The organism is Cedecea neteri, assembly GCF_000758325.1.
GTDB classification, from domain to species: Bacteria; Pseudomonadota; Gammaproteobacteria; order Enterobacterales; family Enterobacteriaceae; genus Cedecea; species Cedecea neteri_B.
This window is the reverse complement of sequence record NZ_CP009459.1, coordinates 328,842-351,468: the sequence shown is the minus strand read 5'-3', so window position 1 is coordinate 351,468 and position 22,627 is coordinate 328,842. Positions and strand designations below refer to the sequence as shown.

At 55.2% G+C, this 22,627-nt stretch carries 23 protein-coding genes; 12 read left to right on the top strand and 11 right to left on the bottom strand.

The features are described from left to right. The first annotated feature begins 54 nt into the window (after window positions 1-54). On the top strand, window positions 55-2,928 hold the full coding sequence (gcvP, locus tag LH86_RS01660) for an aminomethyl-transferring glycine dehydrogenase (RefSeq protein ID WP_039297888.1): 2,874 nt from the start codon (window positions 55-57) through the stop codon (window positions 2,926-2,928). Between the two features lie 58 nt (window positions 2,929-2,986). Beyond that, window positions 2,987-3,730 carry an SDR family oxidoreductase gene (locus LH86_RS01655; RefSeq protein WP_039297886.1) on the top strand — a complete coding sequence of 248 codons (744 nt, stop codon included), beginning with the start codon at window positions 2,987-2,989 and terminating at the stop codon, window positions 3,728-3,730. 43 nt (window positions 3,731-3,773) lie between these two features. On the opposite strand, the gene LH86_RS01650 is transcribed toward LH86_RS01655, so the two are convergent. Genes LH86_RS01650 through LH86_RS01640 form a run of 3 tightly spaced genes read right to left on the bottom strand, consistent with a single transcriptional unit; the run spans window position 3,774 to window position 5,464 of the window. Next, window positions 3,774-4,046, bottom strand: coding sequence for a pentapeptide MXKDX repeat protein (locus LH86_RS01650; protein WP_039297884.1), 273 nt, complete (start codon window positions 4,044-4,046; stop codon window positions 3,774-3,776). A gap of 35 nt (window positions 4,047-4,081) precedes the next feature. Further along, a complete protein-coding gene (locus LH86_RS01645) occupies window positions 4,082-4,843 on the bottom strand; it encodes a molybdopterin-dependent oxidoreductase (RefSeq protein WP_039297882.1) in 762 nt (253 codons plus the stop codon). Between the two features lie 9 nt (window positions 4,844-4,852). Continuing rightward, window positions 4,853-5,464, bottom strand: a complete 612-nt coding sequence (locus LH86_RS01640) for a cytochrome b/b6 domain-containing protein (RefSeq protein ID WP_039297879.1) — start codon at window positions 5,462-5,464, stop codon at window positions 4,853-4,855. 145 nt (window positions 5,465-5,609) lie between these two features. Here LH86_RS01640 and LH86_RS01635 point away from each other — a divergent pair, with 145 nt between their 5' ends. Together LH86_RS01635 and LH86_RS01630 are read left to right on the top strand one after the other, a co-directional pair. Beyond that, on the top strand, window positions 5,610-6,323 hold the full coding sequence (locus LH86_RS01635; RefSeq protein WP_039287526.1) for a response regulator transcription factor: 714 nt from the start codon (window positions 5,610-5,612) through the stop codon (window positions 6,321-6,323). 4 nt (window positions 6,324-6,327) lie between these two features. Continuing rightward, window positions 6,328-7,794: a sensor histidine kinase gene (locus LH86_RS01630; protein WP_039297877.1), complete on the top strand. Its 1,467-nt coding sequence runs from the start codon at window positions 6,328-6,330 to the stop codon at window positions 7,792-7,794. Between the two features lie 32 nt (window positions 7,795-7,826). Here the strand turns inward: LH86_RS01630 and LH86_RS01625 are convergent, their stop codons facing one another. The 3 genes from LH86_RS01625 to LH86_RS01615 form a co-directional block, all read right to left on the bottom strand. After that, window positions 7,827-9,260 carry a 6-phospho-beta-glucosidase gene (locus tag LH86_RS01625; protein ID WP_039297875.1) on the bottom strand — a complete coding sequence of 478 codons (1,434 nt, stop codon included), beginning with the start codon at window positions 9,258-9,260 and terminating at the stop codon, window positions 7,827-7,829. A 164-nt stretch (window positions 9,261-9,424) separates the two neighbouring features. Beyond that, entirely contained in the window at window positions 9,425-10,153 is a 729-nt protein-coding gene (locus LH86_RS01620; RefSeq protein WP_039297872.1) for a MurR/RpiR family transcriptional regulator, read from the bottom strand. A gap of 42 nt (window positions 10,154-10,195) precedes the next feature. Continuing rightward, a complete protein-coding gene (locus LH86_RS01615; RefSeq protein WP_039297870.1) occupies window positions 10,196-10,789 on the bottom strand; it encodes an HD domain-containing protein in 594 nt (197 codons plus the stop codon). 174 nt (window positions 10,790-10,963) lie between these two features. Here LH86_RS01615 and trhA point away from each other — a divergent pair, with 174 nt between their 5' ends. Then, on the top strand, window positions 10,964-11,617 hold the full coding sequence (trhA, locus tag LH86_RS01610) for a PAQR family membrane homeostasis protein TrhA (RefSeq protein ID WP_039297867.1): 654 nt from the start codon (window positions 10,964-10,966) through the stop codon (window positions 11,615-11,617). Between the two features lie 58 nt (window positions 11,618-11,675). On the opposite strand, the gene ygfZ is transcribed toward trhA, so the two are convergent. Further along, window positions 11,676-12,662, bottom strand: coding sequence for a tRNA-modifying protein YgfZ (ygfZ, locus tag LH86_RS01605; RefSeq protein ID WP_039297865.1), 987 nt, complete (start codon window positions 12,660-12,662; stop codon window positions 11,676-11,678). 246 nt (window positions 12,663-12,908) lie between these two features. Here ygfZ and sdhE point away from each other — a divergent pair, with 246 nt between their 5' ends. Together sdhE and LH86_RS01595 are read left to right on the top strand one after the other, a co-directional pair. Beyond that, window positions 12,909-13,175 carry an FAD assembly factor SdhE gene (sdhE, locus tag LH86_RS01600; RefSeq protein ID WP_008461626.1) on the top strand — a complete coding sequence of 89 codons (267 nt, stop codon included), beginning with the start codon at window positions 12,909-12,911 and terminating at the stop codon, window positions 13,173-13,175. Further along, entirely contained in the window at window positions 13,156-13,578 is a 423-nt protein-coding gene (locus LH86_RS01595; RefSeq protein WP_039297862.1) for a protein YgfX, read from the top strand. The genes sdhE and LH86_RS01595 overlap by 20 nt, the downstream gene beginning before the upstream one ends. Here LH86_RS01595 and fldB read toward each other — a convergent pair. Continuing rightward, complete coding sequence (fldB, locus tag LH86_RS01590; protein WP_039297860.1) at window positions 13,575-14,096, bottom strand: flavodoxin FldB; 522 nt, start codon at window positions 14,094-14,096, stop codon at window positions 13,575-13,577. The two genes, LH86_RS01595 and fldB, sit on opposite strands and share 4 nt — an antisense overlap. Before the next feature lie 102 nt (window positions 14,097-14,198). On the opposite strand from fldB, the gene xerD reads away from it, so the two are divergent. From xerD to lysS, 5 genes are all read left to right on the top strand, one after another. Beyond that, window positions 14,199-15,095, top strand: coding sequence for a site-specific tyrosine recombinase XerD (gene xerD / locus LH86_RS01585; RefSeq protein WP_039297857.1), 897 nt, complete (start codon window positions 14,199-14,201; stop codon window positions 15,093-15,095). Window positions 15,096-15,121: 26 nt separating this feature from the next. Beyond that, window positions 15,122-15,838 carry a bifunctional protein-disulfide isomerase/oxidoreductase DsbC gene (dsbC, locus tag LH86_RS01580; protein ID WP_039297854.1) on the top strand — a complete coding sequence of 239 codons (717 nt, stop codon included), beginning with the start codon at window positions 15,122-15,124 and terminating at the stop codon, window positions 15,836-15,838. A gap of 6 nt (window positions 15,839-15,844) precedes the next feature. Further along, the gene (gene recJ / locus LH86_RS01575; protein WP_039297852.1) at window positions 15,845-17,578 is read left to right on the top strand and encodes a single-stranded-DNA-specific exonuclease RecJ; all 1,734 of its coding nucleotides are present in this window, start codon (window positions 15,845-15,847) and stop codon (window positions 17,576-17,578) included. A gap of 139 nt (window positions 17,579-17,717) precedes the next feature. Continuing rightward, a protein-coding gene (gene prfB, locus LH86_RS01570) for a peptide chain release factor 2 (protein WP_156107000.1) occupies window positions 17,718-18,816 on the top strand; the annotation gives its coding sequence in 2 pieces (ribosomal slippage) (window positions 17,718-17,792 and window positions 17,794-18,816; 1,098 coding nt in all). 9 nt (window positions 18,817-18,825) lie between these two features. Further along, complete coding sequence (gene lysS, locus LH86_RS01565; RefSeq protein WP_039297849.1) at window positions 18,826-20,343, top strand: lysine--tRNA ligase; 1,518 nt, start codon at window positions 18,826-18,828, stop codon at window positions 20,341-20,343. 83 nt (window positions 20,344-20,426) lie between these two features. Here the strand turns inward: lysS and LH86_RS01560 are convergent, their stop codons facing one another. The 3 genes from LH86_RS01560 to LH86_RS01550 all read right to left on the bottom strand — a co-directional run bounded on the left by LH86_RS01560 (window position 20,427) and on the right by LH86_RS01550 (window position 22,621). Then, on the bottom strand, window positions 20,427-21,056 hold the full coding sequence (locus tag LH86_RS01560) for a GntR family transcriptional regulator (protein WP_039297847.1): 630 nt from the start codon (window positions 21,054-21,056) through the stop codon (window positions 20,427-20,429). 99 nt (window positions 21,057-21,155) lie between these two features. Then, entirely contained in the window at window positions 21,156-21,962 is an 807-nt protein-coding gene (locus tag LH86_RS01555; protein ID WP_039297845.1) for a carbon-nitrogen hydrolase family protein, read from the bottom strand. Beyond that, the gene (locus LH86_RS01550; protein WP_039297843.1) at window positions 21,962-22,621 is read right to left on the bottom strand and encodes an RraA family protein; all 660 of its coding nucleotides are present in this window, start codon (window positions 22,619-22,621) and stop codon (window positions 21,962-21,964) included. Before LH86_RS01550 ends, LH86_RS01555 begins: the two co-directional genes overlap by 1 nt. Window positions 22,622-22,627: the final 6 nt, after the last annotated feature.

Below are 22,627 nucleotides of genomic sequence, written 5' to 3'. Positions count from 1 at the left end.
TTTTAAACCCCTCTCCCTGGTGGAGAGGGGAAACCATTTCAGGAATCACCGCTCATGACCCAGTCTTTACGTCAGTTAGAGAATCACGAAGCGTTTATCGATCGTCACATTGGCCCGGACGCGCAGCAGCAGCAAGAGATGCTGGAGACCGTCGGCGCGAAGACGCTCCCCGACCTGATCGCCAGCATTGTTCCGCAGGACATTCAGCTTGCTGAGCCGCCTCAGATTGGCGCCGCAGCGACCGAGTTTGCGGCTCTGGCCGAGTTAAAAGGCATTGCCAGCCGCAATAAACGCTTCAAAACTTACATTGGCATGGGTTACACCGCGGTACAAACGCCGCCGGTGATTCTGCGTAACATGCTGGAAAACCCAGGCTGGTACACCGCCTACACGCCTTACCAGCCTGAAGTTTCCCAGGGTCGCCTTGAAGCGCTGCTGAACTTCCAGCAGGTCACGCTCGACCTGACCGGCATGGATATCGCTTCCGCTTCTCTGCTTGATGAAGCCACTGCCGCAGCCGAAGCCATGGCAATGGCTAAGCGCGTCAGCAAGCTGAAAAACGCTAACCGTTTCTTCGTGGCCGCTGACGTTCACCCACAAACGCTGGACGTGGTGCGTACCCGCGCGGAAACCTTCGGCTTTGACGTCATTGTCGATGATGCTGCGAAAGTGCTGGACCACCAGGATGTGTTCGGCGTGCTGCTTCAGCAGGTGGGCACCACCGGCGAAGTGCATGATTACACGGGACTGATTGCCGAGCTGAAACAGCGCAAAGTTGTGGTCAGCGTAGCCGCAGATTTCATGACGCTGGTGATGCTGACCGCGCCGGGCAAACAGGGCGCAGACATTGTCTTCGGCTCTGCCCAGCGCTTCGGTGTGCCAATGGGCTACGGCGGCCCGCACGCGGCGTTCTTCGGCGCTCGCGATGAATTTAAACGCTCCATGCCTGGCCGTATTATCGGCGTTTCCCGCGATGCCGCTGGTCGCACCGCGCTGCGCATGGCGATGCAAACCCGCGAGCAGCACATCCGCCGCGAGAAAGCGAACTCCAACATCTGTACTTCCCAGGTACTGCTGGCGAACATTGCCAGCCTGTATGCGGTCTTCCACGGCCCGGCTGGCCTGAAGCGCATTGCAGGCCGCATCCACCGCCTGACCGATATTCTGGCAGCTGGTCTGGAGCAGAAAGGCCTGGTTCTGCGCCATAAGCACTGGTTCGACACGCTTTGTGTTGAAGTGGCTGACAAAGCCGCCGTGCTGGCGCGCGCCGAAGCGCGTGAAATTAACCTGCGCAGCGACATTCTGAACGCGGTAGGCATCACCCTTGATGAAGCCACCACCCGTGAAGATGTTGTTGCCCTGTTCGACGTGCTGCTGGGCGACGCTCACGGCCTGGATATCGACAAGCTGGATCGCGACGTTGCCAACGACAGCCAATCCATTCCGGCCCCGATGCTACGTGACGATGAGATCCTGACCCACCCGGTCTTTAACCGCTACCACAGCGAAACCGAGATGATGCGCTACATGCACTCTCTGGAACGTAAAGATCTGGCGCTCAACCAGGCGATGATCCCGCTCGGCTCCTGCACCATGAAGCTGAATGCCGCGGCCGAAATGATCCCAATCACCTGGCCGGAATTTGCCGAACTGCACCCGTTCTGCCCGGCAAACCAGGCTGAAGGCTACCACCAGATGATCGCCCAGCTGTCCGACTGGCTGGTGAAACTGACCGGCTACGACGCGCTGTGCATGCAGCCGAACTCCGGCGCCCAGGGCGAATACGCTGGCCTGCTGGCTATCCGCCGCTACCACGAAAGCCGTAACGAAGGCAGCCGCAACATCTGTCTGATCCCAAGCTCTGCGCACGGTACCAACCCGGCTTCGGCACAAATGGCGGGTATGGAAGTGATCGTCGTGGCCTGTGATAAACAAGGCAACATCGATCTGCAGGATCTGCGTGTTAAGGCCGAACAGGCGGGCGAAGCGCTCTCCTGCATCATGGTGACTTATCCGTCCACCCACGGCGTGTACGAAGAAACGATCCGCGAAGTGTGCCAGATCGTGCATCAGTTTGGGGGCCAGGTTTACCTGGACGGCGCCAACATGAACGCCCAGGTGGGGATCACTACGCCGGGCTATATCGGCGCGGATGTTTCACACCTCAACCTGCACAAAACCTTCTGCATTCCGCACGGCGGCGGCGGCCCGGGCATGGGCCCAATCGGCGTGAAAGCGCATCTGGCTCCGTTTGTGCCGGGTCACAGCGTGGTGCAGATTGAAGAGATGCTGACCCAGCAAGGCGCGGTTTCCGCCGCCCCGTTTGGCAGCGCGTCTATTCTGCCAATCAGCTGGATGTACATCCGCATGATGGGCGCGGACGGCCTGAAGAAAGCCAGTTCCGTAGCGATTCTGAACGCCAACTACATCGCGACCCGCCTGAAGTCCGCGTATCCGGTGCTGTACACCGGCGCGAACGGCCGCGTGGCGCACGAATGTATTCTGGATATTCGCCCGCTGAAAGAAGAAACCGGCATCAGCGAGCTGGATATCGCCAAACGCCTGATCGACTTCGGTTTCCACGCGCCAACCATGTCGTTCCCGGTGGCGGGTACGCTGATGGTTGAGCCAACCGAATCCGAAAGCAAAGTGGAACTGGATCGCTTTATTAATGCGATGCTGTCCATCCGCAGTGAAATCGACCGCGTGGTTGCAGGCGAATGGCCGCTGGAAGACAACCCGCTGGTGAACGCGCCGCACACTCAGGACGAAATCGTTGCCGAGTGGGCGCACCCGTACACCCGCGAACTGGCGGTCTTCCCGGCCGGTCACGGCAATAAATACTGGCCAACCGTGAAGCGCCTTGACGACGTTTACGGCGACCGCAATCTGTTCTGCTCCTGTGTGCCGATGAGCGAGTACGAATAGTTTTAGCGACGTTGATTAAGGGCACTTCGGTGCCCTTTCTTGTTTCTGGAGAAGACGTATGAAGATAGCTCTGGTTACCGGCGGCAGCCGGGGGATTGGCAAAGCCACCTCGCTGTTGCTGGCTCAGCATGGTTATAAAGTGGTGGTGAACTACCTCCGCAATAAACAGGCTGCGGATGAAGTGATAAATACGATCATTGCCCAGGGTGGCGAAGCGCTGGCGCTGCGGGCGGACATTGCCGATGAGCTGCAGGTGATGGCGATGTTCGCCGAAATCGATAACGCATTTGGACCGCTGACCGCGCTGGTGAATAACGCCGGGATCTTGTTCCAGCAATCGACCATTGAAAACCTGACGGCGGAACGTATCAATCGCGTACTGACGACAAACGTGACCGGGTATTTTCTCTGCTGCCGGGAAGCGGTGAAGCGTATGGCGTACCGCCACGGTGGGGAAGGCGGGGCGATTGTGAACGTCTCTTCTGCCGCGTCCCGCTTAGGCGCTGCTGGGGAATATGTTGATTATGCGGCGTCTAAAGGCGCGGTCGATACGTTGACCACCGGGCTGGCGGTAGAGGTTGCCGCGCAGGGGATCCGCGTGAACGGCGTGCGGCCTGGTTTCATTTATACCGAAATGCATGCTTCCGGCGGGGAAGCAGGGAGAGTTGATCGGGTGAAAACGGCATTGCCGATGCAGCGCGGCGGTCAGCCGGAAGAGATCGCGGAGGCCATTTTATGGCTGCTGAGCGAAAAGGCATCTTACGTGACCGGCACCTTTATTGATGCGGCCGGAGGGAAATAAGTTCGCTACGCCAGAAGAGGGTGAGACTGGCGTAGCGTCAGGCTTATTGCTTGCTCATGCTGTCTTTCGCCATACCGTCTTTGGCCATGCTGTCTTTGCCCATATGGTCTTTACTCATCCCGTCTTTCTTCATGCCGTCTTTGGACATGCAATCTTTCTTCATACCGTCTTTGTTCATGCCGTCTTTACAGGTGTGGGTCATTTTTCCCATGCCGTCTTTGGCCATGGAATCTTTGCTCATCGAATCCGCAGCGTTAGCCCCGGCGATACCGAACAGCATGGTGGAGCACAGCAGGGCAGCGTAGATCTTTTTCATGATGTATTTCCTTGATTTATCTGTGAGACAGAGAGTTAACTACCACCGAACCAGTTATAGCCCTGGTCTTCCCAGTAGCCGCCGGGGTAGCGATTGGTGACTTCAATGACCTGAATATGCTTCGGGTTCTTGTAGCCGAGTTTGGTAGGGATCCGCAGTTTCATCGGGTAGCCATATTTGCGCGGCAACACCTTGCCATCCCAGGTTAAAGCAATCAGCGTTTGCGGGTGCAGCGCGGTGGCCATATCAATGCTGGTGTAGTAATCATCCGCGCATTTAAAGCTGACGTATTTGGCTCGCAGGTCGGCGCCAATCCCTTTCAGAAACAGGGCAAAAGGGACGCCGCCCCACTTGCCGATGGCGCTCCAGCCTTCGACGCAGATATGGCGAGTCACCTGGCTGACCTGCGCCATCTGGTGAAGCTGTGCCAGCGTCCACGGGCGCTTGTCGGTAATCAGCCCGGCAAGCTCCAGGCGGTAGCTGTCACCGTTGATGTCCGGCGCTTCATCCTCACCGTAAAAAGCGTTAAACGGGAAGTTAGCGTCGATCATGCTTTCCGGGTAAATCGGTGCCAGCTGGCTGCCGTTAAACAGCCAGGCCTGGATGCGGTCGTTAAAACGTGAAATCTTGCTGAGCGAACTTTCAACCGTGGCGTTATCGCTGATATCGCAGCCGGTGAGCATCGCGATGCCGCCGAGCGTTAAGCCCTGCTTTAAAAAACGACGGCGGCCTTCCTGCGTGAGCTGCTTATTAATCAGCTGCGTCGCTTCTTTAATGATTTCATTTTTATCGCTCATGTTTCTTCCTCAGCGGCCACGGAGCATGGCGAGCAACGTGCGTGGCACCAGCGCCACCATCAGCAGATGAATCGCCACGAAACCGACGAGTGCGGACATGGCATAAAAGTGGATAAACCTCGCCGTGTCGTAGCCGCCAAGCAATTCTCGCAGCAGGGCAAACTGCACGGATTTCCACACCACCAGGCCTGACACAACCAGCAGTAGACAGTCAGCGATAACAAACAGATAAGCGGCTTTTTGCACCATGTTGTAATGGCTCAGGTCAGCGTGGGCTAATTTCCCCCGCAGCGCCGCAAACGCATCCTGGAAGAATTCACGAGGCGATAAGGGCCAGTATTTCTGCTTAAAGCGGCCGCTGAAGAGATTGCACAGCAGATAAATCACGCCGTTGACCGCAAACAGCCACATCCCGGCAAAGTGCCACTGCAGCGCGCCGCCCAGCCAGCCGCCGAGCGTCAATTCGTTGGCAAACTGGAAATGAAACAGTGGAGAGGCGTTATAAATGCGCCAGCCGCTGGTGACCATAATCAGGATCGCCAGCGCATTCAGCCAGTGGCAGAGCCTCAGCCATAGCGGGTGAATGAGCGTTGGGGCGGTATGCAGCGTTGAGCTTTCCATCGTCCGGCTTCCTCGTAATTCGATGCAGCGAGTATTGGCCAGATTTGTTCCCCATTGCCTCACGCAAAGTTAAATTAAATGTGACAACTTAACCGACGCGAGTTGTGTAAACTTTGGCTATGCCAGGCGTGTGGGGACAGACAAAGTGAATCAGGCAAAAAAAATACTGATCGTAGAAGACGACGAAAATATCGCCGAGCTTCTGCAACTGCATTTGCGGGAAGAAGGCTTTGAGATTGTGCATGCCGCCGACGGCAATGTCGGCCTGGAAAAGCTCAGGCAGGGTGGCTGGGATGCGCTGATTCTCGATCTGATGCTGCCCGGTGTCGATGGCCTGGAGATTTGCCGCTTTGCCAGAAGCATGACGCGCTACACGCCGATTATTATGATCAGCGCTCGCTCCAGCGAAACGCACCGCGTGCTGGGGCTTGAGCTGGGCGCGGACGACTACCTGGCAAAACCTTTTTCGATGCTCGAACTGGTCGCCCGCGTGAAGGCACTGTTCCGCCGTCAGGAGGCCATGAGCCAAAACCTCAAGATAGACGCAGGCACGCTGACGTTTGGCCCGCTGACAATTGATCCGTTGGCCCGAGATGTTCGGCTGAATCAGATGCCCGTGGAGCTCACCCCGCGAGAGTTTGATTTGCTCTACTTCTTTGCCCGCAACCCGGACAAAGTGTTTTCGCGTCTGCACCTGCTCAACCAGGTTTGGGGCTACCAGCACGAAGGCTATGAGCACACCGTAAACACCCATATCAACCGGCTGCGCATCAAGATTGAAGATAACCCGGCGGAGCCGAATTTTATCCGCACCGTGTGGGGTAAAGGCTACAAGTTTACCGCCCAGATACGTGAGTAACCCTATGCGAATTCTTACGCTTTCCCGTCGCCTGACGCTGGTTTTTGCCGTATTGCTGCTGACCGCCTGCGCCTTTTTGGGCTGGCTGCAAGTGCGTACCAGCACGCAGTACAGCCAGGCCGTGATTCAGCAGCTTTCCGGTGACCTGGCGCAGCACATCAACCAGAGCTACCCGCTGCTCGGGCAGGACGGGCTGAACAAAGACTCGGTGCGCACGCTGTTCGACCATCTGATGGCCGTTAACCCCAGCGTGGAAGTTTATCTGCTGGATAAACAAGGCAATATCATTGGCGATGCAGCCCCGGATGGGCATATCAAGCGCCATCAGGTCGATCTCGCTCCGCTGAGGGCCGCGCTGAACGGCGGCAAATTCCCTCTTTATGGCGACGACCCGCGCAGCCTGGACGGGCAGAAGGTGTTTAGCGTGGCGCCAATGATGCGGGACGGCAAGCTTGAGGGCTATTTGTACGTAGTGCTGCTGGGGGAGACCTACAACCAGCTTGCCAACAGTGCTCAATTCGATGCTGTGTTGAAGCTAAGTCTGTTTCTACTCAGCCTGATCTGCGTGCTGGGGCTGGTGGTGGGTGGCCTTGCGTTTCGCTGGATCACACGCCCGTTACGCGAACTTTCGCAGCACGTTAAGGCGCTTGAATCAGGCGGAATGGCCGAAATGCAGGCGATGGCGGCTCTGCCGCAAAATCCTGGAGGAGACGGGGATGAGCTGGCCCAACTGCGGCATGGGGTTATTGCTATGGCCGGGAGAATCTCCGAACAGTGGCATAGCCTGACCCAGCAAGATCAGCTGCGCCGTGAATTTATTGCCAATATCTCCCATGACCTGCGAACGCCGCTAACGTCGCTGCATGGTTACCTCGAAAGCCTGTCGGTCATGTCAGCCACGCTGAGCGAAGCGGAGAAAAAGCGTTATCTGGATATTGCGCTGGCCCAGAGCCAGAAGGTGGGGGCGCTGGCGCAGTCGCTGTTCGAACTGGCACGGCTGGAATATGGGGTGGTGAAACCGCACAAAGAGAGCTTCTCCCTGAGCGAATTGCTGCAGGATGTGTTCCAGAAATTTGAGCTGCCGGCGCAAACTCGCCAACTTGAACTTTTGGCTGACATCCAGCCTGGATTGCCGCTAATTGAAGCTGATGTCAGCATGATCGAGCGTGTGTTGACCAATCTGTTGGACAACGCCATTCGCCATACGCCGGACAAAGGCATGATTTCCGTCCGGCTGTGGAAAGAGCTGGATAAAGTCATGGTGCAGGTTAGTGACAGCGGGCCAGGCATTCCGCAGGAGCTAAAAGAAGGGTTGTTTGTGCGACCTTCGATTGTGAATCAATCCCGGCTCAGGGTTGGCGGGCTTGGGTTGATGATTGTGCGCCAGATGCTGCAACTGCACGGCAGCGATATTTCGCTGGTGGACCAGCCAAAACGCGGGGCCTGTTTCCGGTTTGGCTTACCCGTTTAAATAAGAAAGGCGCCGTGAAGGCGCCTTTTGCTTTAGAGATTCTCGCCGTTGCTGGCAATCACTTCTTTGTACCAGTTGAAGCTTTTCTTGCGGGAGCGCGACATATCGCCGGTGCCGTCGTCGTGTTTGTTGACGTAGATAAAGCCGTAGCGCTTGCTGTACTGGCCGGTGGTAAAAGACACACAGTCGATGCAGCCCCACGGCGTATAGCCCATCAGATCCACACCGTCGTAAGTCACGGCTTTTTTCAATTCTTCAACGTGAGCACGCAGGTAATCAATGCGGTAGTCATCGTTGATGGCGCCGTCCGCCTCGACTTTGTCGTAAGCGCCAAAGCCGTTTTCCACGATGAACAGCGGCTTCTGGTAGCGCTCATACAGTTCGCACAGCGCATAGCGCAGGCCAACCGGGTCAATCTGCCAGCCCCAGTCAGAGGCTTTGACGTGCGGGTTTGGCACGCTGCCCTGGAAGCCGGAAAGCGCATCGCCGCTGCCGCCTTCGGCCTGAACGGCGTTCGTCATGTAGTAGCTGAAACCGAGGTAATCACAGACGCCTTCGCGCAGGATCTGTTCGTCACCGGCTTCCATTTTTATGTGGAACTCGCGGCGTTCCCATTCGTTCAGTACATAAGACGGGTAGTAGCCACGCAGCTGCACGTCGGTAAACACATAGCGTTCACGCATCGATTCTTGCGCAAACATTTGGTCTTCAGGCTTACAGGAGAAGGCGTACAGCGGCACCATCGCCAGCATACAGCCAATCTTCATTTCCGGGTTGATGCGGTGGCCGATCTTCACTGCCATTGCGCTCGCCACAAACTGATGGTGCAGCACCTGGTACATCACCTCTTCCGGGTTGTCGTGCTCGGTGTAAACCACACCGGAGCAGCAGTAGCCGAACAGCGGCGCGCGCCAGTTACGCTGGTTATTGATTTCGTTAAAGGTCATCCAGTACTTCACTTTGCTCTTGTAGCGCTCGAACACAACTTCGGCGAAACGAACAAAGAAATCGACCACTTTGCGGTTGGTCCAGCCGCCGTATTCGGTCACCAGATGGTGCGGCATTTCGAAGTGGGAGAGGGTGATGACCGGCTCGATATTGTATTTCAGCAGCTCATCGAACATATCGTCGTAGAACTTAAGGCCAGCTTCGTTAGGCTGGAGTTCATCACCGTTGGGGAAAATGCGGGTCCAGGCAATGGAGGTACGGAAGCACTTGAAGCCCATCTCGGCGAACAGCTTGATGTCTTCTTTGTAGCGGCCATGAAAATCAATCGCTTCATGGTTTGGATAATATTTACCGGGTACAACCTGCTGAGTAATCTCGCGTGGGACGCCGTGGGCGCCGCCCGTCAGTACGTCACAAATGCTTGGGCCTTTACCGTCTTTGTTCCAGCCGCCTTCCACCTGGTGAGCGGCAACCGCTCCGCCCCACAAAAAGTCCTTCGGTAACTTCAGTTGTTTCATATTCTTTCATCTCATCGTTAGCGCAGAAAATAGTGTGCGTTGAATCACGCTGTGGCGCTGAATTTATTATTTCTGTTTTGGAGTCTAACAAATGAAAAAGGATTGTCACGATATAACAAATAGCGTGAATTGTGATTTGTCACAAATAAAAAACAGGGTGTTTTTTATAGCATTCTTTTTGCCAGACGGCGGCCAATGGTTTCAAGAATATAAATAACGGGAATTTGTGTAGTGATGTCATACACACCGGCAATACGTACCGGTGGAATATGCCAGGAAATATTAAAGTCGGCTAACTTAGCCAGCGACGAGTTCTCATGGCTGGTGACAGACATCACTTTACAGTGGTGAAGGCTGAACTGGCTGGCAAAGCGGAGGATCTCCTCCGTCTCACCGGAAACGGAAAGCACAATAGCCAGCGCGTTGCGTGCCATATCATTGGTGACCGGGAAATAAGGATCATCAATATGGTTGCTAAATTTACCAACGTTTGAGAAAAAGCGCGCGCCATATTTAGCTAAAGCACCGGATGTTCCCGCGCCAACAAAAATAATACGCTCGGAGGAACAAATAATATCTACGGCGTGGTCGATTAAATTATCGAACTCTTCATTATTTGTACTCTTAAAAAAACTAATAATTTCGCTGCTGCCGAAATTAGCGGGCTGAGTTTCCGTTTGCTCCAGAAATAATTTAAAGCGAACGCGAAACTCAGAATACCCTTCACAGTTGAGCTTGCGGCAAAAACGCAGCACGGTGGTGGTGGAGACGCCTGCGGCATCTGCCAGCTCACGGATGGTCATGTACATCACTTTGTCTTTGTTTTTAATGACAAAGTTGTAGACCATCATTTCCAGACCGTTCAGGTTGGCGATTGCCGCGTGGGTAAACATACTCTCTCTTCCTGCTGAGTCGACTTTTGCTAACGGCCAGGGCTAACGCAGCCAGCCTTTTTCGTGCGCCAGATATAATTGGCGCTCGACATGTTGCCATAATTCCGGCCAGCTTTCTCCCACCTGTGCGTTGCGGGTTAATACCTGTTGCAGGGAAATATTATTCTCCCGCCAGCTCTGCCCTTCGTTATGCAGGTTCAGCAGGATAGGCAAAATACGATCCAGTGCTCCGGCAAAACGAGCATCAGGGCTGGCGCCCGACTCATATTCTTCCCACAGTGCGAGGAATTGTGGCCCCTGCGGCGCGGGTAATAAACCAAACAGGCGGCGTGCGGCAGCGGCTTCTTTGTCGGCAATGGCTTCACGGGCCGCAATGTCATAAACCAGCACATCGCCAACATCGATTTCCACGATGTCGTGCAACAGAGCCATTTGGATCACGCGCTGGATATTCACCTCTTTTTCGGCCCAGGGAGCCAGACTCATCGCCGCCACGGCGAAGTGCCAGCTGTGCTCGGCAGAGTTTTCATGTCGTTCATGGCCAATGATTTTGGTGCGGCGTTGAACCAGCTTCAGCTTATCAATCTCCATCAGAAAATGGATGACTTCACTCATTTCACCAAATGCCTGCTGCATCGTGTTTTCCTTCGTTTTTTGCTGTCGTTTGATTGTAAAAGAAACCCTCCAGACTGAGGAAGGGAGCCGTCACAGACGCTCACATATTTATTTTAGCTTACATGTGTTCACTGGAATCATTCTCAGTTAGGCTAGGAACGCTGCGTTATTCTTCTTTATCTCGGGAGGAGCCAGATGGCTCGGAAACCACTTATCGCGCATGGATATTCTCTGGCTGAGGAAGTAGCCAATAGCATCAGTCACGGCATTGGGCTGGTGTTCGGTATTGTTGGGCTGGTGTTGTTGCTGGTGCAGGCGGTCGATGCCAATGCCAGCGCAACGGCAATCACCAGCTACAGCCTGTACGGCGGCAGTATGATCCTGCTGTTTCTCGCCTCAACGCTTTACCACGCCATTCCGCATGAGCGGGCTAAGCGGTGGCTCAAAAAGTTTGACCATTGCGCCATTTACCTGCTGATTGCCGGTACCTATACGCCTTTTTTACTGGTGGGACTCAACTCGCCGCTGTCAAAAGGGCTGATGATTGTTATCTGGAGCCTGGCGCTGGCGGGGATCCTGTTTAAACTCACCATTGCCCACCGGTTTAAGGTGCTGTCGCTGGTGACCTATCTGCTGATGGGCTGGCTGTCGCTGGTGGTTATCTATCAGATGGTGGTCAAACTGGCGCCTGGCAGCGTTACGCTGCTGGCGATTGGCGGTATCGTTTATTCGCTCGGGGTGATTTTCTACGTCTGCAAACGTATTCCATACAACCACGCCATCTGGCATGGGTTTGTGCTGGGCGGCAGCGTTTGTCACTTCCTCGCAATTTATCTCTATATCCGTTAAAGCGTCTGGCTCGCCAAAATCAAATTATTGAGCCCCGGTTTCGGGGCTCAGCGTTCGATTAATTCTCTTCCAGAGAATAAGGGAGTGGCTCAAGCGCCAGCTTGCTGTTTGCATCGTCTCGTACGCGCAAGACGCTGTCCGGCTCAAGATCGTTGTTCATCACCGCCTGCACAACAAGACGACCATCTTCTAATCGCGAAGCGGCCAGCACGGTGCCGGTACGACGCCAGTTTTCACCCATCTGCAATTCAAGATCTTCGCCTGCTTCAGGCACGCGGCTTGCGCTCCCGGCCAGCAGCCAGAGTGCGCGTTTATTTGCCCCGCGGAACTTGGCTCGGGCAACCATTTCCTGCCCGGTGTAGCAGCCTTTTTTAAAGCTGATACCGCCCAGCGCCTGAAGGTTTGTTGCCTGTGGAATAAACTGTGCGCTGTTTACGCTATCAATGACCGGCAATCCGCCTTCGATATCCAGTGCCAGCCACTGCTGGCTATCATTACGTTGGGCTTCTTCACTGAGTTTTTCGCTTAATACCTGAGCCGTTTCTTCGTCAGTGACAATGAGGAAGCGTTCCGCCGGCAGGCTTAACCACAGCAACGTCGTTGCGCCGTGCTGAACAACCTGAGTCTCTTCATCCGGCAGCGTATCGAAAACGGCTGCAAGCGCAGAACGCGCCTGGAAACCAGCCAGCCCTAACAAGACGCTTGCATCATCTGCATTAAAGGTGACTTTGGAAAAAACGGAATATTTCTTCAGCTCCGTGAGCTGGGCATCACGCAGATTACGACGCTCGATAAACGCAAAGCCTTCACCGCGATGAAACAGGCGCAGGTTACTCCACATCTTCCCTTTGGCATCGCAATGGGCGCAGAGCAGATGCTGGCCCGCGTCAAGTTTCGCGACGTCGGCAGTCACTTGACCCTGAAGATATTTCTCAGTGTCTGCACCCACGGCAGTCACGAGAGCCCAGTCGTCGAGCGTCATTAATGTCAGCGGTAGACGGGCGGCGGCACTGGGCTGGCGAGGAGGAAACGGATTAAAAGCCATAACAAAGATCCCGGGTTATCCAACGGTTTAATTTCTCAATGGTAAAAGAGCCAGAGGGCAATGCAAGCAGTTTGATAACGCCATTCGTGCGTTTGCGTGTTGCCTCGGGGAATCTTGTGCAATCGGTGCTGTTACACGGGTTTGTGTGGGGAAAGCGCGCACAATGGAACATTCAGGTAATCCCGGTGACAAAAACACGTTACACTAACTCCGTACCCAACTTGATGGCTAAGCAGGAAAGTGCACATGGATATCAATAATAAAGCCCGAATTCACTGGGCATGCCGCCGTGGAATGCGCGAGCTCGATATTTCGATTATGCCGTTCTTCGAACATGAATATGAAACGCTCAGCGACAGCGATAAGCAGCTGTTTGTTCGCCTGCTAGAGTCAGACGATCCAGACCTGTTTAACTGGTTGATGAACCACGGTAAACCAGCAGATGCCGAGCTTCAGCGTATGGTTGCCCTGATTCAGACACGGAATAAAGAACGTGGTCCTGTGGCAATCTGATCTCCGGGTTTCCTGGCGCGCGCAATGGATGTCATTGCTCCTCCACGGCCTGGTGGCGCTGTTCGTGCTGCTAATGCCGTGGCCGATGAGCTATACGCTCGTCTGGATGCTGCTGCTTTCCCTTGTGGTTTTCGACAGCGTACGCAGCCAGCGCCGTATTCACGCTCGCCAGGGCGAAATTAAACTGCTGGCGGACTTTCGCCTGCGCTGGCAGGGGCGTGACTGGGATATCGTCGGAAATCCGTGGCTTATTGACAGCGGGGCGATGCTAAGACTGCGTCGTGCCGGAAAACATCGTTGCCAGCATCTTTGGCTGGCAGCTGACAGCATGGATATCGGTGAATGGCGAGATCTACGCCGCCTGCTGATGCAGCAACAGGCGAGCGGAAGCGGGCAGATTTAAGCAAAGCGCTCGGCCATTTCGCCAAGAATCTGCTCACACCAGGTTTCAATGCGTTCGTCACTTAGGTCGTACTGATTGGTTTCATCCAGCGCAAGGCCAACAAACAGCTGTCCGTCAGCAATCACGGGTTTTGGGCTGGTAAATTCGTAGCCATCTGTCGGCCAGTAGCCGATGAATTGCGCCCCGCGCGGTGCCAGTTTGTCGTGCAGCATGCCTAACGCATCCAGGAACCACTCACCGTAGCCAAGCTGGTCACCCATGCCGTAAAGCGCCACGAGTTTGCCTTCCAGGTTCAGTTCATCCAACTGCGGCCAGACGGTTTCCCAGTCTTCCTGCAGTTCGCCAAAATCCCAGGTCGGGATGCCAAGGATCAGAACGTCATACTGCTCCATCAAGGCCGGGGCGTCATCTTTCAGGTTATGAAGCGTCACCAGTTCCGGGCCAATAATGTCGCGAATTTTTTCGGCGGCCATTTCGGTATAGCAGGTGCTGGAGCCGTAAAAAAGACCAATGTTCATAGCAATAACAACTCATTTTAATCGCGTGCAGATGGCCAAGTGTACCAGATCCCGCTCGCCATCATGCATAATGGACACAATTCGCCAAATCAGGAGTGGAGCGTGGAGCAGGATAAGATCCGTATAGAACAGTTTCTGGATGCGCTGTGGCTGGAAAGAAATCTGGCCGAAAATACGCTCAGCTCTTATCGCCGCGATCTTACTATGGTGGCCGAGTGGCTGCAGCGTCACCAGCTTAGTTTTTTAACCGTTCAGGCTTCGGATCTCCAGTCGCTGCTTGCGGAGCGCGTTGAGGGCGGTTATAAAGCCACCAGTTCCGCGCGGTTGCTTAGCGCTATGCGGCGGTTATTTCAGTACCTGTATCGCGAAAAAATGCGGGAGGACGATCCCAGTGCGCTGCTTTCATCGCCCAAACTTCCCCAGCGTTTGCCAAAGGATTTAAGCGAGGCTCAGGTTGAACGGCTGTTGCAATCTCCGTGTATCGATCAGCCGATCGAGCTGCGTGATAAAGCCATGCTGGAAGTATTGTACGCAACCGGGCTGCGCGTCTCGGAGCTGGTCGGACTAACAATGAGCGACATCAGCCTCCGGCAGGGCGTGGTGCGGGTTATCGGTAAAGGTAATAAAGAGCGTCTGGTCCCGCTGGGCGAAGAGGCGGTGTACTGGATTGAAGAGTATCTGAAGTATAGCCGCCCGGAGTTGTTAAGCGGGCAGTCTCTGGATGTGCTTTTCCCAAGCAATCGCGCACAGCAAATGACGCGGCAAACCTTTTGGCACCGCATTAAGCACTATGCCGTGCTGGCTGGCATCGATAGCGAAAAACTGTCTCCGCACGTGCTACGTCACGCTTTTGCCACGCACCTGCTGAACCATGGCGCGGATCTTCGTGTCGTACAGATGCTGCTGGGCCATAGTGATTTGTCCACCACACAAATTTATACACATGTAGCGACGGCGCGTTTACGTCAGCTGCATCAACAGCACCACCCTCGAGCGTGAGTGCCACAAGAGATAAAGGAATCCTCATGAAAAAAAGTTTTTGGCTGCTTTCGCTGTTGGCCGCTTCCGTTTCAGGTTTTGCTCACGCGGATGACGCCGCCATTAAACAATCCCTGGCGAAGCTGGGCGTACAGGGTGCGGAGATTCAAGCAGCACCGGTTGCCGGGATGAAAACCGTGTTAACCGACAGCGGCGTACTTTATGTTACCGAAGACGGCAAACATGTGATTCAGGGGCCGCTCTATGACGTGAGCGGCGCTCAGCCAGTGAACGTGACCAACCAACTGCTGATCGGCAAGCTGAACGCGCTCGAAAAAGAGATGATTATCTACAAAGCGCCGAAGGAGCAGCATGTGATTACGGTGTTTACCGACATCACCTGCGGCTACTGCCACAAGCTGCACGAAGAGATAAGCGACTACAACGCGCTGGGGATCACCGTGCGTTATCTGGCATTCCCTCGCCAGGGGCTGCAAAGCCAGGCTGAGAGCGACATGAAGTCCATCTGGTGCGCGAAAGATCGTAACAAAGCGTTCGATGCCGCCATGAAAGGCGGTGATGTGGCACCGGCAAGCTGTGACATTAACCTGGCCAATCACTATAACCTGGGCGTGCAGTTTGGCGTACAGGGGACGCCAGCGATCGTTCTCAGCAACGGCAGCATGATCCCGGGTTATCAGGGGCCTAAAGAGATGAAGCAAATGTTGGATGCCCACAAACAGCTGATGAAAGCGGGTGGTTGATTTCGGGTGAAACATCAAACGCAACTCCGCCGTCGGGCCGTTGACAGCTCGGTGGCGCTTCCGGCTACGTTACCTCCTTTACTACAGCGGCTGTATGCCAGCCGGGGCGTGCGTGGCGAACAAGAGCTGGAGCGCGGCGTAAAAGGAATGCTGCCGTGGCAGCAGCTCAGCGGCATCGATCGGGCCGTCGTCATGCTTTATAACGCCTTTCGCGAAGGCTTGCGCATCATCGTTGTCGGTGATTTTGATGCCGATGGGGCCACCAGTACCGCACTAAGCGTTCTGGCCCTGCGCAGCATGGGGGCTGAGAATATTGGCTACCTGGTGCCGAATCGCTTTGAGGATGGTTACGGGCTTAGCCCGGAGGTGGTCGATCAGGCCCATGCCCGCGGTGCGCAAGTGATAGTGACGGTCGACAACGGTATCTCATCCCATGCGGGCGTTGAACGCGCCCATGCGCTGGGGATCCCGGTGCTGGTGACCGATCACCACCTGCCAGGAGAAACGCTTCCCGCAGCTGAAGCCATTATTAACCCGAATCTCGCCGACTGTGCATTTCCATCTAAATCCCTGGCCGGTGTCGGCGTCGCGTTTTATCTGATGCTGGCGCTGCGTACCCATCTGCGTGATAACGGCTGGTTCGAACAGCGTGGGTTAGCCATTCCGAATCTCGCAGAACTGCTCGATTTAGTCGCGCTGGGCACCGTGGCGGACGTTGTGCCGCTGGATGCCAACAACCGCATTTTGACCTGGCAAGGGCTAAGCCGTATTCGTGCGGGGAAATGCCGCCCCGGTATTCGCGCGCTGCTTGAAGTGGCTAATCGTGAGCCGCAAAAGATCGCCGCCAGCGATCTGGGCTTTGCGCTGGGGCCACGCCTGAACGCCGCAGGCCGACTGGATGATATGTCGGTTGGCGTGGCGCTGCTGCTCAGCGAAAACATTGGCGAAGCACGCATGCTGGCTAACGAGCTGGACGCGCTTAACCAAACGCGAAAAGAAATTGAACAAGGCATGCAGGTCGAAGCACTGACTCTTTGTGAACAGCTGGAGCGCAGTAGCGAAGCCCTGCCTTACGGGCTGGCGATGTATCACCCGGAATGGCACCAGGGTGTGGTCGGCATTCTGGCCTCGCGCATCAAAGAGCGTTTCCACCGCCCGGTCATCGCGTTCGCACCTGCGGGAGACGGCACGCTTAAAGGCTCCGGCCGCTCGGTTCAGGGGCTGCACATGCGTGATGCCTTAGAGCGTCTGGACACACTTTATCCGGGTATGATGCTGAAGTTTGGCGGTCATGCCATGGCCGCAGGTTTGTCGCTGGAAGAGACTCGCTTTGAGGAATTTCGCCAGCGTTTTGGCGACCTGGTCGGTGAGTGGCTGGACCCGGCGTTGCTGCAGGGGGAAATTTGGTCCGACGGCCCGCTGTCCGCTCAGGAGATGACGCTCGAAGTGGCGGAGATGCTCAGAGATGCCGGGCCATGGGGGCAAATGTTCCCGGAGCCGCTGTTTGACGGCAGGTTCCGCATTCTTCAGCAGCGCCTGGTGGGCGAGCGCCACCTGAAGGTGATGGTGGAGCCTGTCGGCGGAGGCCCGCTGCTGGACGGTATCGCCTTCAATGTGGATACCACCCGCTGGCCGGACAACGGCGTGCGCGAAGTTGAGCTGGCCTACAAGCTGGACGTGAACGAGTTTCGCGGCAACCGCAGCGTGCAGCTTTTGATTGATCATCTCTGGCCGATATAGCTCGCATTCTCAACGCTGCTGCAGCGTTAATTACTTGGCTATATGTCAGGGAGAATGCTACAAAATGCGGCGTAAATCCGGTAAACTTTCCGGTTTACGACCGCATTTCGTCTTCTGAAATCAACATAAGAAATTACGCATGTTTGAAATTAACCCGGTAAAAAGCCGCATCCAGGACCTCACAGAGCGCAGCGACGTTCTTAGGGGGTATCTTTGACTACGATGCCAAGAAAGAGCGCCTCGAAGAAGTAAACGCCGAGCTGGAACAGCCCGATGTCTGGAACGAACCTGAACGCGCACAGGCGCTGGGGAAAGAACGTTCCTCACTGGAAGCCATTGTCGACACGTTAGACCAGATGTCTCAGGGCCTGGAAGACGTTTCCGGCCTGCTCGAACTGGCGGTAGAGGCCGACGACGAAGAGACCTTTAACGAGGCCGTTGCAGAACTGGACGTGCTGGACGCCAAGCTGGCGCAGCTTGAATTCCGCCGCATGTTCTCTGGCGAGTACGACAGCGCCGACTGCTATATCGACATCCAGGCAGGCTCCGGCGGTACGGAAGCGCAGGACTGGGCAAGCATGCTGGAGCGTATGTATCTGCGCTGGGCAGAAGCTCGCGGTTTCAAAACCGAAATTATTGAAGAGTCCGAAGGCGACGTGGCGGGCATCAAGTCCGTGACCATCCGCATTCAGGGCGATTATGCCTTTGGCTGGCTGCGTACCGAAACCGGCGTTCACCGCCTGGTGCGTAAGAGTCCGTTTGACTCCGGTGGCCGCCGCCATACCTCATTCAGCTCCGCGTTTGTTTACCCGGAAGTGGATGACAACATCGATATCGACATCAACCCGGCGGACCTGCGCATTGATGTTTATCGCGCATCCGGCGCGGGTGGTCAGCACGTTAACCGTACGGAATCTGCGGTACGTATTACCCACATTCCAACCGGCACCGTAACTCAGTGCCAGAATGACCGTTCTCAGCATAAGAACAAAGACCAGGCGATGAAGCAGATGAAGGCGAAGCTGTACGAGCTGGAAATGCAGAAAAAGAATGCTGAGAAGCAGGCGCTGGAAGACAACAAATCGGATATCGGCTGGGGCAGCCAGATTCGTTCTTACGTCCTCGACGACTCCCGCATTAAAGACCTGCGCACCGGGGTTGAAACCCGCAACACGCAGGCGGTGCTGGACGGCGATCTGGACAAATTTATCGAAGCAAGTTTGAAAGCAGGGTTATGAGGAACCAACATGTCTGAACAACAAGCACAGGGCGTTGACGCAGCAGCCGATCTTAACAATGAACTGAAAGCGCGCCGTGAGAAGCTGGTGGCTCTGCGTGAGCAGGGTATCCCATTCCCGAACGATTTCCGCCGCGATCACACTTCAGACCAACTGCACGCTGACTTCGATGCGAAAGAGAACGAAGAGCTGGAATACCTCGGCGTTGAGGTTAGCGTGGCTGGCCGTATGATGACCCGCCGTATCATGGGCAAAGCGTCCTTCGTGACCTTACAAGACGTTGGCGGCCGTATTCAGCTGTATGTCTCCCGTGATGACCTGGCGGAAGGCATCTACAACGAGCAGTTCAAAAAGTGGGACCTGGGCGATATCCTGGGCGCGCGCGGCAAGCTGTTTAAAACCAAAACCGGCGAGCTGTCCATTCACTGTACCGAACTGCGTCTGCTGACCAAAGCGCTGCGCCCGCTGCCGGACAAATTCCACGGCCTGGCCGATCAGGAAACCCGCTATCGCCAGCGTTACCTGGACCTGATCGCTAACGAAGAGTCCCGCAACACCTTTAAAGTGCGCTCTAAAATCATGGCCGGCATCCGCCAGTTCATGGTTGGCCGCGACTTTATGGAAGTTGAAACTCCAATGATGCAGGTGATCCCTGGCGGCGCATCCGCTCGCCCGTTCATCACGCACCACAACGCGCTGGACATCGACATGTACCTGCGTATCGCGCCAGAGCTGTACCTGAAGCGCCTGGTGGTGGGTGGTTTCGATCGCGTCTTTGAGATCAACCGTAACTTCCGTAACGAAGGCATCTCTCCGCGCCATAACCCTGAGTTCACCATGATGGAACTCTATATGGCTTACGCGGACTACAAAGATCTGATTGAGCTGACCGAATCCCTGTTCCGTACCCTGGCGCAGGATGTGCTGGGCACCACCGAAGTGCAGTATGGCGAAGAAACCTTCGACTTCGGCAAGCCGTTTGAAAAGCTCACCATGCGTGAGGCGATCAAAAAGCACCGTCCAGAAACCAACCTGGCCGATCTTGATAACTTCGACTCTGCGAAATCCATCGCGGAAAGCATTGGTATCAAAATCGAGAAAAGCTGGGGTCTGGGGCGCGTAGTGACCGAGATCTTCGAAGAGGTTGCGGAAAGCCACCTGATTCAGCCGACCTTCATTACTGAATACCCGGCAGAAGTCTCTCCGCTGGCTCGCCGTAACGACGAGAACCCGGAAATCACTGACCGCTTCGAGTTCTTCATCGGTGGCCGCGAAATCGGCAACGGCTTCTCCGAGCTGAACGATGCGGAAGATCAGGCACAGCGCTTCCAGGATCAGGTTGACGCGAAAGCGGCTGGCGACGACGAAGCCATGTTCTTCGACGAAGACTACGTTACCGCGCTGGAGCACGGCCTGCCGCCAACGGCGGGTCTGGGGATTGGTATTGACCGTATGGTGATGCTGTTCACCAACAGCCACACTATTCGCGACGTTATCCTGTTCCCGGCTCTGCGTCCGACTAAGTAAGCGTCTTTGTCGGCGGACAACCGCCTTCATTGCGATTAAAAAGCCCCGTCAGCTTACTGACGGGGCTTTTTTGCCTCAGAGCGTTAACCCGATACTGCTTTCTCCCGGCCACGCAGAATATGCGTTGTCATCAACTGCTCGGCCAGCTCAATATCCTGATTTCTCAGGGCTGCGACGATAGCTTTATGCTCCTCTGTGGAGGCGGTGTAATAGGCGTGGCGGCGTAAGGGATCGGGCTGGTAGTAAACTCGCTGCCGGATGTTGTCGGACAGCTCAAGAAAAACGTCATTGTTGGTCAGCGACATCAGATACCGATGGAAGTTTTTATCTTCTTCAAGCCAGCGATCGTAGGCCTGGTGGTCTAATGCATCCTGCTGTCTGCAAATGAGCGTCTCCAGCGGGCTAAAATGCTCTTCCGTCAGGTAACCCTGCAGCTGGCGCAGCGTTTGCAGCTCAATGGCCAACCGCAAGTCGTAGTAGTCGCGGATCTCTTTGAGGGAGAGTTGCTGAATAAGGATCCCTTTGCGCGGGATGATTTTGAGCAAACCTTCGCTTTGCAGCTGGTGCAGCGCCTCGCGAATCGGCGTCCGGCTCATGCCCAGCTCTTCGACCAGCTGATTCTCAGAGGTATAGCTATCACGCCGATACTCACGCTTGATGATCCGGTTCTTGATGGCGATATACGCCTGATGGCTCAGGGAGTGCTCTGACATACTGCATGGTTTCCTTAACCTGCGTGGAGTCCCTGAGTATAAGAAGTTGCCCGAAGAGGGACAAGCGCCCGCAATCAGGGAGCTACGGGCGCGGGTAGATTATTTGTTCAGGTGACTATAGAGTTCCGCGCGGCGATGCCCAAGGCAAGGCAGTGCCTCCCGGGTTTTACGCGTATGCTCATAATCTATTTCGCTGTAAATCAAGCCTTGTTCGATCCCCATACTGTTGCGGGCTACGCCCATCGCATCGCATACCAGGCTACGCCCGCTGTAGATATTTCCCGTTTGATCGCAGGCCACCACTGGCAGAGTATTTTCCAGCGCGCGGGCAGAGACCAGCGCCTGGAAATGCTGTTCCTTAAGCGGCCCGTGAACCCAGGCCGTGGGGACGATAAGCAAATCGGCCCCTTGAAGCGCCAGCTCCCGAGCTATCTCTGGGAAACGAAGCTCATAGCAAACCATTAACCCGATGCGGCCCATTTCAGTTTCAACCACTTTAAGCGGGTTATCCCCCGGAATAATATTGCGGGACTCCTGGTAGGAAAATGCATCGTACAGATGTGTTTTGCGGTAGGCATGCAGTAGCTTGCCGTGGTTATCTATTAGTAACGTGGTGTTCCAGGCGCGGATATTATCTTCGGGATTACGTTCAAACATCCCAACGATAAGATAAATATCGGCTGCACGGGCGGCAGCGCAAAGCCCGGTGACAAAAGGCCCCTCAAGGGGCTCGGCGATATCCGCATAACAGGTAGCAGAAGACGGAGAAATAAAAGCCATGAAGGTTTCCGGTAGCACCAGAAGTTTGGCGCCATTCTGGCTGGCTTCCTGAATTGCAGCCTCCGCTTTTGCCAGGTTAACGGCCTTGTCCGTATCGGTAGTGAACTGCCCCAGCGCAATTTTCATTAGCGGGACTCCTGCTCAAAGAAACGTGTCGCCCCGGAAATTGTTGCCAGGGATTCGCCGTTATCAATGCGCTGTTTAATAGCGATTTCCGCGTGCTGGGCTTTCAGCGCGCGTTCCGCCCACCCGCTTACCTGCTCGGGGGGAATAACCATAACCCCGTCGTCATCGGCAAGGATCAGGTCTCCCGGATTCACCGTTACACCACAAATAGAAACCGGGACGTTAATTGCGCCTTCAATGCCTAAAATACGGGTTGTGAGCGGACTGACATCGCGGGCGTAAAGCGGGACCCCAATTTCACGCAGTGCGCGCAGATCGGTTACGCAGCCGTCGATAACCGCCCCCGCGATGTTGCTGGCGCGAGCCATATAAGAAACCAGTTCTCCCCAGCATGCCCGGTCGACATCGCCCGACATATCGATACAAACCACATCGCCAGGTTGCACCGTATCAAACACTTTATGTACGGCGCAGGAGTCCATATGAGGAATGCGTACTGTCACTGCATTCCCCGCGAAGCGCTTTCCGGGAAGAATTGATGAGAGTGATTTAATAAAACCAAAATCGGTCATGTGGCCCAGTGTTGAAGGGCAAACTTCAGCCACCTCTTTTACCTGAGCGGGGCTAATACCAGAGACGCGTGGGTTTAACGTAAACATAAAGGC